Source organism: Salmonella enterica subsp. arizonae (assembly GCF_008692845.1).
GTDB lineage: Bacteria > Pseudomonadota > Gammaproteobacteria > Enterobacterales > Enterobacteriaceae > Salmonella > Salmonella arizonae.
Genome location: NZ_VXJW01000018.1, coordinates 45,191 through 59,739, shown reverse-complemented (window position 1 = coordinate 59,739; position 14,549 = coordinate 45,191). Strand labels below are relative to the sequence as shown.

Genomic DNA, 14,549 nt, shown 5'->3' with positions numbered 1-14,549 from the left:
TTCAGTGCAAACGCAATCTGTTCTTCGGTATAACGGGTCTTTTTCATGGCAATGCGCCTCTCTGTGAGGTGAAAGAAAGACCGGCTACTTCAGTTTAGACTGGTACTGTTTTCAGGGAGAAGATCACGTCAGTAGACTTTAAAACACTAACGAGGGCTTGTAACGCTGATTATACGGGGTTTTAATAGACTTGAGTAGACGTCAGGAGATGCTTGAATGGTGCCGATAATAGGAGTCGAACCTACGACCTTCGCATTACGAATGCGCTGCTCTACCAACTGAGCTATATCGGCCCTGAATAAGGGTGTGTTCATACGGGGGAATCACGGGGTAGAAGGTTAAAACTAACCGGGCGGTGCGTCAATAGCCTTGCTACTCAACCGGCTATTTTTGCACCGCTCGCCATTATTTACGCACGAATCGTACCATCGCCAAAGCCTATCCACTTATAAGTGGTGAGCGCTTCAAGCCCCATCGGACCGCGGGCATGTAATTTCTGCGTGCTGACCGCCACTTCTGCGCCAAGCCCAAACTGCCCGCCATCGGTAAAACGGGTAGAGGCGTTGACATAAACCGCCGCAGAATCCACTTCGTTCACGAAACGCGCAGCATTATGCATATCACACGTCAAAATTGCATCGGAATGCTGAGTACCATGTTCACGGATATGGTTAATAGCATGATCAATATTCATGACCATGACCACGTTAAGATCCAGAGACAGGAATTCATTGTCGAGTTCTTCCTGCTTCAGCGGAATGCGTTTTGCCGGGCCTTTCATGATCTGCATGACCCTCTCATCACCATGCAGCGTCACGCCGCTCTCCGCCATCTGCTGGCTCAGCACAGGCAGAAAACGTTCTGCGATGTCCTGATGCACCAGCAAGGTTTCCACCGTGTTACAGGTACTTGGACGCTGGGTTTTCGCGTTAACGATAATCTCCAGCGCTGGGGCGATTTCTGCGCTGCTATCGACAAAAATATGGCATACGCCAATCCCGCCGGTAATTACCGGGATTGTCGACTGCTCGCGACACAGTTTGTGCAGGCCTGCGCCGCCGCGCGGGATCAGCATATCTATGTACTTATCCATACGCAGCATTTCATTGACCAGCGAGCGATCCGGATTATCAATCGCCTGGACCGCCGCTTCCGGTAACCCACACGCTTTCAGCGCCTTCTGAATTACGCGAACGGTTGCGGCATTGGTACGGTGTGTCTCTTTCCCACCGCGTAAAATCACCGCATTGCCGGTTTTCAGACATAAAGAAGCCACATCAACGGTGACGTTCGGACGCGCCTCATAGATAACGCCAATCACGCCCAGCGGCACACGGCGGCGCTCCAGACGTAGCCCGCTATCCAACAGACCGCCGTCGATCACCTGTCCGACCGGATCGGTCAGATGACAAACCTGCCGCACATCGTCGGCGATCGATTTCAGACGCGCGGGGGTTAGCGCCAGGCGATCCAGCATCGCGTCGCTCAGACCGTTTTCACGCGCCTGCGCGACATCCTGCGCGTTGGCGCTGAGAATAGTCTCGGTCTGCGATTCCAGTTCGTCAGCGATTTTTTCCAGCACACGATTTTTTTCGCGGCTGGAGAGCAGCGCCAGCTTATATGACGCCGCTTTAGCAGCAATGCCCATTTGTTCCAGCATATGCCTGTTCCTTATCGAGTAATCATGTCATCACGATGGACAGCGACCGGGCCATATTCATAGCCCAGAATCGCATCGATTTGTTGAGAGTGGTGACCGGCTATCCGCCGCAGGGCGTCACTGTTATAACGGCTGACGCCATGAGCGATATCGCGCCCTTGCTGGTTACAGATTCGGATCACTTCCCCTCGCGAGAAATTGCCCGTCACGCTTTTAATCCCTTTTGGCAGAAGTGAACTGCCGCGTTCCAGTATTGCCGCGGTCGCGCCTTCATCAACCGTAATTTCGCCTGCCGGCGGCGCGCCGAAGATCCAGCGTTTGCGGTTCTCCAGCGGCGAGGCTTGCGCATGAAAACGGGTGCCGACGGAGATCCCCTCCATCACATCGCCGATAACGCCCGGCTTACTGCCTGAAGCTATAATCGTATCAATACCAGCGCGACAGGCAACGTCTGCCGCCTGAAGCTTGGTGCTCATACCGCCGGTCCCCAGCCCGGAGACGCTGTCTCCGGCGATAGAGCGCAGCGCATCGTCAACGCCATACACATCTTTGATAAGCTCCGCCTGCGGATTGCTACGCGGATCGGCGGTAAATAACCCTTGCTGATCGGTCAGCAACAACAGTTTATCCGCCCCTGCCAGAATCGCCGCCAGCGCGGAAAGGTTATCGTTATCGCCCACTTTAATTTCCACTGTCGCAACGGCATCATTTTCATTGATGATCGGCACAATATGGTTATCCAGTAACGCACGCAGCATATCACGGGCGTTCAGAAAGCGCTCTCTGTCTTCCATATCCGCACGCGTCAACAGCATCTGCCCGATGTGGATACCATAAATTGAAAACAACTGCTCCCAAAGTTGAATCAGACGGCTTTGCCCTACCGCCGCCAGAAGCTGTTTAGAAGCGATAGTTGCCGGAAGTTCCGGGTAGCCGAGATGTTCACGTCCGGCGGCAATCGCGCCAGAGGTAACAATAACAATACGATGTCCCGCGGCGTGTAACTGCGCGCACTGGCGGACAAGTTCTACGATATGGGCACGGTTCAGGCGGCGCGATCCGCCTGTTAGCACGCTGGTGCCGAGTTTTACGACCAGCGTCTGGCTGTCACTCATGATTCTCTGCCGTTCAAAATAGGAAATAAATACCAAATGAACGTTTTAGCAGGACTGACTCCGGTTGCCAACAATCTGTACGCGTAGCGTGAAATTTTGTTGCGCAGGATCAGCAAGCGTAGCGGCGGAATTTGACAATTTTATTATCGCAACAATTAAACATATTTTTAAAAAAAATTCTCACTTTGTCATAAATGTTTCATTACCGGACGTTAAAAACCTTCCTGTTTTTTACGGGATTTCCCGACAAATCATAGCGCGTAATTAAAACAGGAATGGAAATGAAAAAGAGCACTCTGGCAATAGCGGTGAGTATCATCGCATCAGCATCTGTTCACGCCGCCGAAGTTTACAATAAAAACGGTAATAAGGTTGATGTGTATGGGAAAGTTAAAGCCATGCACTATATGAGCGATTATGGCAGCAAAGATGGCGATCAAAGCTATGTCCGTTTTGGTTTTAAAGGTGAAACGCAAATTAACGATCAATTGACCGGCTACGGGCGCTGGGAAGCTGAGTTCGCCGGTAATAAAGCCGAAAGTGATTCGTCCCAGCAAAAAACCCGCCTGGCCTTCGCTGGCCTGAAATTAAAAGATATCGGTTCTTTTGACTATGGGCGTAACCTGGGCGTGCTGTACGATGTGGAGGCCTGGACGGATATGTTTCCCGAATTCGGCGGCGACTCTTCCGCCCAGACCGATAATTTTATGACTAAACGCGCCAGCAGCCTGGCGACTTACCGCAATACCGATTTCTTCGGCATCGTTGATGGTCTGGATCTTACCTTACAGTATCAGGGAAAAAATGAAGGTCGGGATGTGAAAAAGCAGAATGGCGACGGCTTCGGGACATCATTGAGCTATGATTTCGGCGGCAGCGATTTTGCCGTCAGCGGCGCTTATACCCATTCCGATCGTACCAATGAGCAAAACCAGCAGCGCCGCGGAATGGGCGATAAAGCCGAAGCCTGGGCGACGGGTTTAAAATATGACGCCAATGATATTTATATCGCGACCTTCTATGCGGAAACCCGCAATATGACGCCAGTTTCCGGCGGATTTGCCAATAAAACTCAAAACTTTGAAGCTGTTATCCAGTATCAGTTTGATTTTGGTCTGCGTCCATCATTAGGATATGTGCTGTCAAAAGGCAAAGATATTGAGGGCGTCGGCAGTGAAGATTTGGTGAATTACATTGACGTTGGCGCTACCTATTACTTCAACAAAAATATGTCCGCGTTTGTGGATTATAAAATCAACCAGCTTGATAGCGATAACACGTTAGGCATTAATGACGATGATATCGTTGCGGTAGGATTGACCTACCAGTTCTGATGAACCATGTTGTGCCGGATAGCGGCGTTAACGCCGCTATCCGGCATGAGGTTATGCCGACAATTTTACCGGCTCGTCGTTAAAATCGTCAGATGGCTCCAGCGCCAGCCCCATAGAAATTAGCAAGTCGCGTAGCTTTCCATGAAATTCGCGCAGAGTGTATTCCAGTCGCTCCACCACTTCAGTTTCTTTAATCGGCACTGCGGTCCAATTGCCCTCTTTATCAAACAAACCAAACTGATAACGATAGGTGAAGCTTTTCTCTTGTGCTTCCAGCTCCATCCACCAGCCCCAGAATTCACGCTTTTCAGGGGCTGGCTTCACGTTGACGCAAACTGCCAGGCAATCGAAAAAAAAACGATTGTCTTCGCACTGCCCTTCCCGGATATAGGGGCCAAGTGCGGTAAATTTCTTGATCAATCTACTTTTCGGGTGTCCACTCGGTAACGTCATTGCGATCTCCTTTAATGAAGCAACTGTTTTACCAAATCAATAGAATTTAGCAATCTATTAACACAATCTATGATGAATCCAGTCGGTGATTTCTTGCAGCGCCTTGTCAAAATTGCGGTACACCGGGTTAAAAGGGATCTCTATCAGCTTACCGTCTGAAGATGACGATGTGATTAAGCGAGACTCGTCTTCCGGGCTGAAAGGATCGTTTTTCCAGAAGCCGGAAAGCATTGGCGTAGGACAACGTCTGCCCAGTAGACCCTGGACTTTCAACGAATAGCGATTGAGCTCCACACGTAGCGCCTCATCCGAAGCATCATGCATACCCAGACGGCTGGCCAGCACATCAAGATACATCTCCGGCACCGTGCTCTGTCGTTGCGGATCGCTAAGTAGCGCATGGACCACCGGCCCCAGGCAAGCCACCGCTTTCAAACGCGGCGCTTCCAGATAGGCCAGACGCACCGCAACATTGGCGCCAAAACGAAAACCAAACGCCGCGACACGGGTATGATCCACCCAAGGGACATTAGTAAGCGCTTTTAACACATGCTGGTGGATCAAGCTGGAATCCTGGGTTAATTTCCACTTTGATGAAAATCCAACCGAAGGCATATCAAGCGTTAACATCGCGATACCGCGCGGCGCCAAATAGCGTTCATACAGGGTGTAATAGTCGGTTTGCATGGCGTCCAGGCCGCCGCACATGAGCACCGTCGGAAACGGACCATCACCTTTCGGCATATGTAAAAATGCAGTTACCGGCGAACCGCCAGGAACGGCAAATTCCATTTCACGCAACGAACCTGGCAACCGCTGCGCGGCCTCTTCATAGGCGCGATTCGCCAGCGCCTGCGCCTGCTCCGCCAACTCATCGCCCTTCAAATGCGGGTAGGCGGCAATGTTATAGAGCGTTGAGGCATGAAGCCAGTAGCGTCCGCTGCGCATGGCGTCCTGTTCCTGACAGGCTTTCTGCTGCCAGTCCATCGCTTGCTTTGCCCACTCATAAATCCAGTTGCCGCCGCGGTAGCCGATGACCGTATCGTATAAATCATCATCCGTTCGCTCTGCGTCGCTCATCACAATGCGCGCCTGCACATCAAGGATTTCTCGTGGGTCAACGCCGCGCCAAATCCACATCAGGCGGTTTATCATGCGATACCAGTGCGGGGCGTTCTTACCGTCCAGCGCGGATTGCATGGGCGGCTGCGACCCACGATTAAACCGACGGACAAGGGTAGACGTTTCAGTATGTTTAAAGCGGGGTTTGAACAGGGTTTCGCTGAGGTTAGCCTGTGTCATGCGTGCAGCCTCCTTGGATACTCATTGAGGCTTATTGTAACCAATAAAACAGCGCCCGGCATTGCCGGGCGCTCTGAAAAACTGCTGATTAACGACCTGAAATCGGCGGTACGAATACCACGCCCATATCCCAGGGCTGTTCAATCCAGGTGTTCTGAGGAATATCAATAACATAATCATCAACCAACGGACGGCCCGCCGGTTTAGCGAAAATCGTGACGAAATGCGCTTTAGGGTACATTTCGCGAATCGCGACGGCGGTACCGCCGGTATCGACCAGATCGTCGATGACGATAAAGCCTTCGCCGTCGCCTTCTGCACGCTTCAGCACTTTCAATTCGCGCTGGTTATCATGATCGTAGCTGGAGATGCATACGGTATCGACATGACGAATGCCTAATTCACGCGCCAGTAATGCGCCCGGAACAAGGCCACCACGACTTACGGCAATAATGCCTTTCCATTGTTCTGAAGGCATCAGGCGGCTTGCCAGTTTGCGCGCGTGAATTTGCAACATGTCCCAGGTGACGACGTATTTTTCGCTCATGTGAAGTGTCCCAGCCTGTTTATCTACGGCTTAAAAATTGAGGGTGAACCAGGTTGCGCGAGATTATAGAGACCTGACGCGCTAAAAACCAGTGTTTAGCGGAATCCGCGCCTCTTTTTGCATGCTTTATACTACCCGCAGGCGGAGAAAGTGGTATTCTCAATCGCATCTCGTAAGAGTAATCAATTCCGCTAACCCTGTGGCCTGTAAGAATGTTTTTCAGGGCACCGTCAAGGAGACTTATCGTGTCTGAACTGTCTCAGTTATCACCACAACCTTTGTGGGATATTTTTGCTAAAATCTGTTCTATTCCTCACCCATCCTATCACGAAGAGCAACTCGCTGAACATATTGTGGGTTGGGCCAAAGAGAAAGGCCTTCACGTGGAGCGCGACCAGGTCGGTAATATTCTGATCCGTAAGCCCGCCACTGCAGGTATGGAAAATCGCAAACCGGTCGTTTTACAGGCGCATCTGGATATGGTGCCGCAAAAAAATAGCGACACCGTTCACGACTTCACTAAAGATCCTATCCAGCCTTATATTGATGGCGAATGGGTTAAAGCGCGCGGTACTACCCTCGGCGCAGACAATGGTATCGGAATGGCTTCTGCGTTAGCGGTACTGGCTGACGATAATGTCGTACACGGCCCGCTGGAAGTGCTACTGACCATGACTGAAGAAGCCGGGATGGATGGCGCATTCGGCCTTCAATCCGGCTGGTTGCAGGCAGACATCCTGATCAACACCGACTCTGAAGAAGAAGGTGAGATCTATATGGGCTGCGCAGGCGGGATCGATTTTACCTCTAACCTGGCGTTGACTCGTGAAGCTGTACCCGCAGGATTTGCGTACTTTAAACTAACCCTGAAAGGCCTCAAAGGCGGCCACTCCGGTGGTGAAATTCACCTCGGTCTTGGCAATGCCAACAAATTGCTGGCGCGTTTTCTTGCCGGGCACGCAGAAGAACTGGATCTGCGTCTGATCGATTTCAACGGCGGCACGCTGCGTAATGCGATTCCGCGCGAAGCGTTCGCGACCCTCGCCGTTGCCGCAGACAACGTAGAAGCACTGAAAACGTTAGTTAACGCTTACCAGGATATTCTGAAAAACGAACTGGCGGAAAAAGAGAACAACCTGACGCTGCAACTCAATGATGTCGCTAGCGATAACGCCGCATTGACCGCGCTGTCACGCGATACCTTTGTTCGCCTGCTGAACGCAACGCCGAACGGTGTAATCCGCAATTCAGACGTGGCGAAAGGCGTAGTGGAAACATCGCTGAACGTTGGCGTGGTCACAATGTCTGATGCGAATGTCGAAATTCACTGCCTGATTCGCTCTCTTATCGACAGCGGTAAAGATTATGTAGTGAGTATGCTGGATTCGCTGGGCAAACTGGCTGGCGCGAAAACCGAAGCGAAAGGCAGTTATCCTGGCTGGCAGCCGGATGCGAACTCGCCGGTAATGCATCTGGTGCGGGAAACCTATCAGCGTCTGTTCAATAAGACGCCGAACATTCAGATTATCCACGCTGGCCTGGAATGCGGTCTGTTTAAAAAACCCTATCCGGATATGGATATGGTCTCAATTGGGCCCACCATCACCGGACCTCACTCTCCAGATGAGCAGGTGCATATCGAAAGCGTCGGCCACTACTGGACCTTGCTGACCGAATTGTTGAAAGCGATCCCCGCGAAGTAATGATATCCGCGCCACAGCAGGGGCGCGGATTTTTTAATGATGAACCTGGCAGTAAACGCTCGCCGGGTTCATGTCTTTATGATATCGCGCTGAAATCCATCCTTTTAAACAGACGCACAAGATTACCTTGTTCGATTTGATGAAATATCCACTGCAGATGGGATAGCCGCGCCCCACATGCTTTCCGACGGCGCACGCATGATCATACTGAAATTCAGGTGGCGCAATTGCAATAATGATTAAATCTTAACGGTCTGACTTATAAACCCAACACCAACTGTCGTTCCAACTGTGGGTGGAGCAGCGTTACGTGTAGCCCCACCAGCCGCACACCGCGATCGCCACGACGCTCGTTCCAGGTTTTACGGGCGGTGGAAATTAAGTCTTCTTTGTTTAATTGCGGCCAGACATGTTCCTGAGTGGTTTGCTGAAAATCATTAAATTTTAATTTAACGCCCTGTCGGGCAATCAGCAAATCGGGCTTCACCGTGGCCAGACGGCGCTCCAGTTCCGGATATAAACGTTCAATAATGGCCTCGCAGTCTGACCATTCATGAATATCCTCCGCCAGGGTACGCTCAACGCCTACCGATTTACGCAGCCTTTCACTGTTAACATCACGCTCATCAATACCCTGGCTACGTTCCCATAATACCCGGCCAAATTTACCGAAGCGTTTGAGGAGCATCGCCAGATCGCACTGTTGAATATCCCCACAGGTAATTAACCCCATACTTTCCAGTTTGGCGGCGGAAACTTTCCCCACGCCTGGAATTTTGGCTAATGGCAGCGTTTTAAGAAAGTCGGGAACATCGGCAGGCGTAATGACATATTGCCCGTTAGGTTTATTGAGATCAGAAGCGATCTTCGCCAGAAATTTCACTGGCGCAACGCCGGCGGAAGCAGTGAGTTGCAGTTCATTGAAAATGGTCTGGCGAATCTCCCTGGCGATCAGAGTCGCCGATCCATAACAGTGCGGACTGTCAGTCACATCCAGCCAGGCTTCATCCAGCGAGAGCGGTTCAATCAACGAGGTGTAGCGGGAAAATATGTCACGTACATGCCGCGAAGCCTCTTTATAGGCGTCAAAGCGGCCAGGCAATAAGGTGAGATGAGGGCACAGCTTTAGCGCCATGGCGGTCGGCATCGCGCTGCGTACGCCAAACTGGCGCGCAGGATAGTTGGCGGTACTGATAACGCCTCTGCGCTCACGACTCCCACCAATAGCAATGGGGATATCGCGTAACGCCGGATTATCACGCATCTCAACCGCGGCAAAAAAACAGTCCATATCAACATGTATGATCTTGCGCATCTTCCGCCCCCACAATACTGTTTAAGTGTACAGTATATTTTATTGCACGCAAAGAGACATTCTCGTTAAAAAAAGCGACGGATTCGAAGATTTGACGACGAGAAGCGGCGGGAAAATTGTAAACGTATAAACGGGGACTTGCGAAAAACTACTGTGGTGCTAATGTGAGCGCTCCAAATCCAGATTACTCCGATTTGGGGACTCTTTTGCCGTTCTGGCGTGTGTAACCGTTTTATCAAGGAACAAGCAGTATGCGTAAAATCGCATTTTTTCTTGCGATGCTTCTGATGCCGTGCGTCTCATTGGCCGGTTTGCTGAGCAGCAGCAGCCCCGTTACGCCGGTCAGTAAAGAGTATAAGCAGCAGTTAATGGGCTCACCGGTCTATATTCAGATTTTTAAAGAAGAGCGCACCCTTGATCTCTACGTCAAGATGGGCGAGCAATACCAATTGCTTGATAGCTACAAAATTTGCAACTATTCCGGCGGGTTAGGTCCGAAACGTCGTCAGGGCGATTTTAAAAGTCCGGAAGGGTTTTACAGCGTCCAGCGTAATCAACTCAAGCCAGACAGCCGTTTTTATAAGGCCATCAACATTGGTTTTCCAAATGCCTACGATCGCGCGCATGGCTATGATGGTAAGTATCTGATGATTCACGGCGCCTGTGTCTCCGTCGGCTGCTATGCCATGACCGACAGCGGCATTGATGAGATTTTCCAGTTTGTCACCGCCGCGCTGATCTTTGGCCAGCCAAGCGTGCAGGTGAGTATTTATCCGTTCCGGATGACCGACGCCAATATGCAGCGTCATAAATATTCTTATTACAAAGATTTCTGGGCGCAGCTTAAACCCGGCTACGATTATTTTGAACAGACGCATAAGCCGCCGATCGTTTCCATCGTTGATGGACGTTACGTCGTGAGCAAACCGCTGAGTCATGAAGTCGTTCAGCCGCAACTGGCCTCAAATTACACGCTCTCCCAGGCAAAATAACGCCCATTCGCCTGGCATAATCTTTTGCCAGGTTTCATTCCCCGTCAGCGGCTGGGTAGCAATCACGGTGACTACGTCATTTGGCGTGGTCTGTGAACTGAAATCGATTTCCATATCCTGATCCACCAGCGTGGCTACGCCAAACGGCGCCCGGCGAGTAATCCAGTGCAGATGGGTTGAGCAAAACGCCATCACATATCGCCCATCTGAAAGCAACATGTTAAAAACGCCTTTTTCACGTAATACCGTCGCCAGCGTCGCAATGTATTTAAATACTGCTGTCATATTGCCCGGCGTGCGGGGATAACGCTGCGTTAATTTATGCAATAACCAGCAAAAGGCCTTTTCGCTGTCGGTTTCCCCCACCGGGCGAAAATTACCGGTTTCCAGCGACCTATAGCCGGTAAGCTGACCATTATGGGCATAAGTCCAGTTGCGTCCCCATAATTCCCGCGTAAAAGGATGCGTATTTTCCAGCGTCACTTCACCGCGATTAGCCTGACGGATGTGGGCGATAACCGAGCAGGACTTGATCGGGTAATTCTGTACCAGTTTCGCAATCGGCGAATGGTAGCTCGGTTGCGGATCTTTGAATGTGCGACAGCCTTTTCCTTCGTAAAAGGTAATTCCCCAGCCGTCTTTATGCGGTCCGGTTCCGCCGCCGCGTTGCACCAGTCCGGTGAAACTAAAGCAGATATCCGTTGGCACATTGGCGCTCATCCCAAGCAATTCGCACATTCATCACCTGCCTTTAAATGATTCATTGCCGGATGGCACAGCGCTTATCCGGCAAAGCACAGAAAAAAGGTCTGCTTATTTAACCATTTCTTTTTCAATCAGTTGAATCAAAATATGAATCACCTTGATGTGGATTTCCTGAATACGATCGGCATAACCGAAGTGCGGTACACGAATTTCAATATCCGCCGTTCCCGCCATTTTGCCGCCGTCTTTACCGGTCAGGGTGATCACTTTCATGCCTTTTTCGCGGGCGGCGGCAATCGCTTTAATGACATTACCGGAATTCCCTGACGTCGAAATCCCTAACAGGACATCGCCTTCGCGCCCTACCGCCTCAACGTAACGAGAGAAAATATAGTCATAGCCAAAATCATTACTGACGCAGGAGATATGGCTAACATCAGAAATCGCAATTGCCGGGTAGCCCGGACGATTTTCACGGTAACGACCTGTCAGCTCTTCAGCAAAGTGCATCGCATCGCAATGGGAGCCGCCGTTACCGCAGGAAAGTACCTTACCACCCGCTTTAAAACTGTCAGCCAACAGGACCGCCGCGCGCTGAATGGCGTGAATATTGGCGTCATCTTTTAAAAAATTAGCCAGCGTTTCCGCCGCTTCGTTCAGTTCGTTACGAATAAGATCCTGGTACATGAGGATATCCTTCAGCATGAATATAAATGACAGTATGCAGTGTACCGGATAGCGGTACAGGCGAGAAGCATAAGCCGAATTAACGCCTCGCGCTTTTGATTTTTCGTGCCACCAAAAACGGCAACAATGTGAGCTTTGTTGTAATTATTTTGTAAACACATTGCTAAAAGATTTTACATCCACTACAACCTAATCATCACAAGTGGTCAGACCTCCTACAAGCAAGGGAGCTTTTCGTTATGATGATTTTGAGTATTTTCGCGACTATTGTCCTGCTCGGCGCATTGTTCTATCACCGCGTGAGTTTATTTCTCAGCAGTCTGATTCTGCTCGCCTGGACCGCCGCACTTGGCGTCGCTGGCCTGTGGTCCATCTGGCTGCTGGTTCCTCTGGCCATTATTCTCGTGCCGTTTAACGTCACGCCGATGCGTAAATCAATGGTTTCCGCGCCGGTGTTTCGCGGCTTCCGTAAGGTCATGCCGCCGATGTCGCGCACTGAGAAAGAAGCGATTGATGCCGGTACAACCTGGTGGGAGGGCGATCTGTTCCAGGGCAAGCCTGACTGGAAAAAATTGCACAACTATCCGCAACCGCAACTCACTGCCGAAGAGCAAGCGTTTCTCGACGGTCCGGTAGAAGAAGCGTGCCGGATGGCGAACGATTTCCAGATTACCCATGAACTGGCGGATCTGCCGCCGGAACTGTGGGCTTACCTGAAAGCGCATCGTTTTTTTGCGATGATCATTAAAAAAGAGTACGGCGGGCTGGAGTTCTCAGCTTATGCGCAGTCCCGCGTACTGCAAAAACTGTCCGGCGTCTCCGGGATTCTGGCGATCACCGTCGGCGTTCCAAACTCACTCGGCCCCGGCGAGTTGTTACAGCATTACGGTACGGAAGAGCAGAAGAACCACTATTTGCCGCGACTGGCACGCGGTCAGGAGATCCCCTGCTTTGCGCTGACCAGCCCGGAAGCAGGTTCGGATGCAGGCGCGATTCCGGATACCGGCGTCGTCTGTATGGGCGAATGGCAGGGCCAGCAGGTGCTGGGTATGCGCCTGACCTGGAACAAACGTTATATTACGCTGGCGCCGATAGCTACCGTGTTGGGCCTGGCGTTTAAGCTTTCCGATCCCGATAAATTGTTAGGCGGAGAAGAAGAACTGGGTATTACCTGCGCCCTGATCCCCACCTCAACGCCGGGTGTGGAAATTGGTCGTCGTCACTTCCCGCTTAACGTTCCGTTCCAGAATGGTCCAACCCGCGGCAACGATATTTTCGTACCTATTGATTATATTATCGGCGGCCCCAAAATGGCCGGGCAGGGCTGGCGTATGTTGGTGGAATGTTTGTCGGTAGGACGCGGTATTACCCTACCGTCCAACTCCACTGGCGGGGTGAAATCCGTCGCGCTGGCAACTGGTGCCTATGCTCACATTCGTCGTCAGTTCAAAATTTCTATCGGCAAGATGGAAGGTATTGAAGAACCGCTGGCGCGTATTGCAGGTAACGCTTATGTGATGGATGCCGCCGCATCGTTAATCACCTACGGCATTATGCTGGGTGAAAAACCGGCAGTACTGTCGGCTATCGTGAAGTATCACTGCACCCACCGCGGCCAGCAGTCCATTATCGACGCGATGGATATTACTGGCGGTAAAGGCATTATGCTGGGCGAGAGCAACTTCCTGGCGCGCGCTTACCAGGGCGCGCCTATCGCGATTACCGTGGAAGGCGCGAATATCCTGACCCGTAGCATGATGATCTTTGGTCAGGGCGCCATTCGCTGCCATCCTTATGTACTGGAAGAGATGGCCGCAGCGCAGAATAACGATGTGAATGCCTTTGATAAACTGCTGCTTAAACATATTGGTCATGTCGGCAGCAATACCGTTCGCAGCTTCTGGCTTGGCCTGACCCGCGGCTTAACGAGCCATACGCCAACCGGCGATGCCACGAAGCGTTATTACCAGCATCTGAACCGACTGAGCGCAAACCTGGCGCTGCTGTCCGACGTGTCAATGGCAGTACTGGGCGGCAGCCTGAAACGCCGCGAGCGTATCTCCGCGCGTCTGGGCGATGTACTGAGTCAGCTTTATCTGGCCTCAGCCGTACTGAAGCGTTACGACGATGAAGGTCGCCATGAAGCCGACCTGCCGCTGGTGCACTGGGGCGTACAGGATGCGCTGTATCGTGCTGAACAGGCGATGGACGATCTGCTGCAAAACTTCCCGAACCGCGTCGTGGCCGGCTTGCTCACGGCGATGATCTTCCCAACTGGCCGTCATTATCTGGCGCCGTCTGATAAGTTGGATCACGCCGTTGCGAAGATCCTGCAGGTGCCAAACGCCACACGTTCACGCATTGGGCGCGGTCAGTATCTGACGCCAGCCGAGCATAATCCGGTCGGTTTACTGGAAGAAGCGCTGCGTGATGTCCTCGCCGCCGATCCGATTCACCAGCGCATCTGCAAAGAACTGGGTAAAAATTTGCCGTTTACCCGTCTGGATGAACTGGCGCGTAATGCGCTGGCGAAAGGGCTTATCGATAAAGATGAAGCCGCCATTCTGGCGAAAGCGGAAGAGAGCCGTCTGCGCAGTATCAACGTTGATGATTTTGAACCTGAAGCGCTGGCGACCAGGCCAGTAAAGCTGCCGGCGAAAGTGCGTAAAGTCGAAGCCGCATAATCGGTCTCGCGTCTTTCCTGCCCCGCTTTTCGCGGGGCTTTTTCTTGCCGCT

Annotated in this window: 12 protein-coding genes and 1 tRNA gene; 4 read left to right on the top strand and 9 right to left on the bottom strand. The window is 51.7% G+C overall.

Annotated elements, in window-relative coordinates:
* Positions 1–217 precede the first annotated feature (217 nt).
* The 3 genes from F4V61_RS20960 to proB all read right to left on the bottom strand — a co-directional run bounded on the left by F4V61_RS20960 (position 218) and on the right by proB (position 2,775).
* Positions 218–293, bottom strand: a tRNA-Thr gene (locus tag F4V61_RS20960).
* 116 nt (positions 294–409) lie between these two features.
* Positions 410–1,660, bottom strand: a complete 1,251-nt coding sequence (proA, locus tag F4V61_RS20955) for a glutamate-5-semialdehyde dehydrogenase (RefSeq protein ID WP_080161297.1) — start codon at positions 1,658–1,660, stop codon at positions 410–412.
* An 11-nt stretch (positions 1,661–1,671) separates the two neighbouring features.
* The gene (gene proB / locus F4V61_RS20950) at positions 1,672–2,775 is read right to left on the bottom strand and encodes a glutamate 5-kinase (RefSeq protein WP_038396853.1); all 1,104 of its coding nucleotides are present in this window, start codon (positions 2,773–2,775) and stop codon (positions 1,672–1,674) included.
* 281 nt (positions 2,776–3,056) lie between these two features.
* Between proB and phoE the strand changes: the two genes are divergently transcribed.
* Positions 3,057–4,109 carry a phosphoporin PhoE gene (phoE, locus tag F4V61_RS20945; RefSeq protein ID WP_038396854.1) on the top strand — a complete coding sequence of 351 codons (1,053 nt, stop codon included), beginning with the start codon at positions 3,057–3,059 and terminating at the stop codon, positions 4,107–4,109.
* A 51-nt stretch (positions 4,110–4,160) separates the two neighbouring features.
* Here the strand turns inward: phoE and crl are convergent, their stop codons facing one another.
* From crl to gpt, 3 genes are all read right to left on the bottom strand, one after another.
* Positions 4,161–4,562: a sigma factor-binding protein Crl gene (gene crl / locus F4V61_RS20940; RefSeq protein ID WP_000174697.1), complete on the bottom strand. Its 402-nt coding sequence runs from the start codon at positions 4,560–4,562 to the stop codon at positions 4,161–4,163.
* A 57-nt stretch (positions 4,563–4,619) separates the two neighbouring features.
* Positions 4,620–5,864: an esterase FrsA gene (frsA, locus tag F4V61_RS20935; protein WP_058819973.1), complete on the bottom strand. Its 1,245-nt coding sequence runs from the start codon at positions 5,862–5,864 to the stop codon at positions 4,620–4,622.
* A gap of 88 nt (positions 5,865–5,952) precedes the next feature.
* Entirely contained in the window at positions 5,953–6,411 is a 459-nt protein-coding gene (gpt, locus tag F4V61_RS20930) for a xanthine phosphoribosyltransferase (protein ID WP_001292018.1), read from the bottom strand.
* 245 nt (positions 6,412–6,656) lie between these two features.
* Here gpt and pepD point away from each other — a divergent pair, with 245 nt between their 5' ends.
* Positions 6,657–8,114, top strand: coding sequence for a cytosol nonspecific dipeptidase (gene pepD, locus F4V61_RS20925; RefSeq protein WP_001292968.1), 1,458 nt, complete (start codon positions 6,657–6,659; stop codon positions 8,112–8,114).
* 259 nt (positions 8,115–8,373) lie between these two features.
* Here the strand turns inward: pepD and dinB are convergent, their stop codons facing one another.
* Entirely contained in the window at positions 8,374–9,429 is a 1,056-nt protein-coding gene (gene dinB / locus F4V61_RS20920; protein ID WP_080161296.1) for a DNA polymerase IV, read from the bottom strand.
* 251 nt (positions 9,430–9,680) lie between these two features.
* Here dinB and dpaA point away from each other — a divergent pair, with 251 nt between their 5' ends.
* Positions 9,681–10,421, top strand: coding sequence for a peptidoglycan meso-diaminopimelic acid protein amidase (gene dpaA, locus F4V61_RS20915; protein WP_001225661.1), 741 nt, complete (start codon positions 9,681–9,683; stop codon positions 10,419–10,421).
* Here the strand turns inward: dpaA and F4V61_RS20910 are convergent.
* Positions 10,392–11,159, bottom strand: a complete 768-nt coding sequence (locus F4V61_RS20910) for a class II glutamine amidotransferase (RefSeq protein ID WP_038396859.1) — start codon at positions 11,157–11,159, stop codon at positions 10,392–10,394. The genes dpaA and F4V61_RS20910 overlap by 30 nt on opposite strands.
* Before the next feature lie 75 nt (positions 11,160–11,234).
* A complete protein-coding gene (lpcA, locus tag F4V61_RS20905) occupies positions 11,235–11,813 on the bottom strand; it encodes a D-sedoheptulose 7-phosphate isomerase (RefSeq protein WP_000284051.1) in 579 nt (192 codons plus the stop codon).
* A 239-nt stretch (positions 11,814–12,052) separates the two neighbouring features.
* On the opposite strand from lpcA, the gene fadE reads away from it, so the two are divergent.
* Positions 12,053–14,497 (top strand): acyl-CoA dehydrogenase FadE, encoded by a 2,445-nt coding sequence (gene fadE, locus F4V61_RS20900; RefSeq protein ID WP_058819975.1) that lies wholly within the window; start codon positions 12,053–12,055, stop codon positions 14,495–14,497.
* Positions 14,498–14,549 lie beyond the last annotated feature (52 nt).

Coding starts and splice junctions, on each gene's coding strand:
- frsA (WP_058819973.1), bottom strand. CDS start 5,864: ATGACACAGGCTAACCTCAGCGAAACCCTGTTCAAACCCCGCTTTAAA.
- proB (WP_038396853.1), bottom strand. CDS start 2,775: ATGAGTGACAGCCAGACGCTGGTCGTAAAACTCGGCACCAGCGTGCTA.
- gpt (WP_001292018.1), bottom strand. CDS start 6,411: ATGAGCGAAAAATACGTCGTCACCTGGGACATGTTGCAAATTCACGCG.
- lpcA (WP_000284051.1), bottom strand. CDS start 11,813: ATGTACCAGGATCTTATTCGTAACGAACTGAACGAAGCGGCGGAAACG.
- phoE (WP_038396854.1), top strand. CDS start 3,057: ATGAAAAAGAGCACTCTGGCAATAGCGGTGAGTATCATCGCATCAGCA.
- dinB (WP_080161296.1), bottom strand. CDS start 9,429: ATGCGCAAGATCATACATGTTGATATGGACTGTTTTTTTGCCGCGGTT.
- fadE (WP_058819975.1), top strand. CDS start 12,053: ATGATGATTTTGAGTATTTTCGCGACTATTGTCCTGCTCGGCGCATTG.
- proA (WP_080161297.1), bottom strand. CDS start 1,660: ATGCTGGAACAAATGGGCATTGCTGCTAAAGCGGCGTCATATAAGCTG.
- dpaA (WP_001225661.1), top strand. CDS start 9,681: ATGCGTAAAATCGCATTTTTTCTTGCGATGCTTCTGATGCCGTGCGTC.
- crl (WP_000174697.1), bottom strand. CDS start 4,562: ATGACGTTACCGAGTGGACACCCGAAAAGTAGATTGATCAAGAAATTT.
- F4V61_RS20910 (WP_038396859.1), bottom strand. CDS start 11,159: ATGTGCGAATTGCTTGGGATGAGCGCCAATGTGCCAACGGATATCTGC.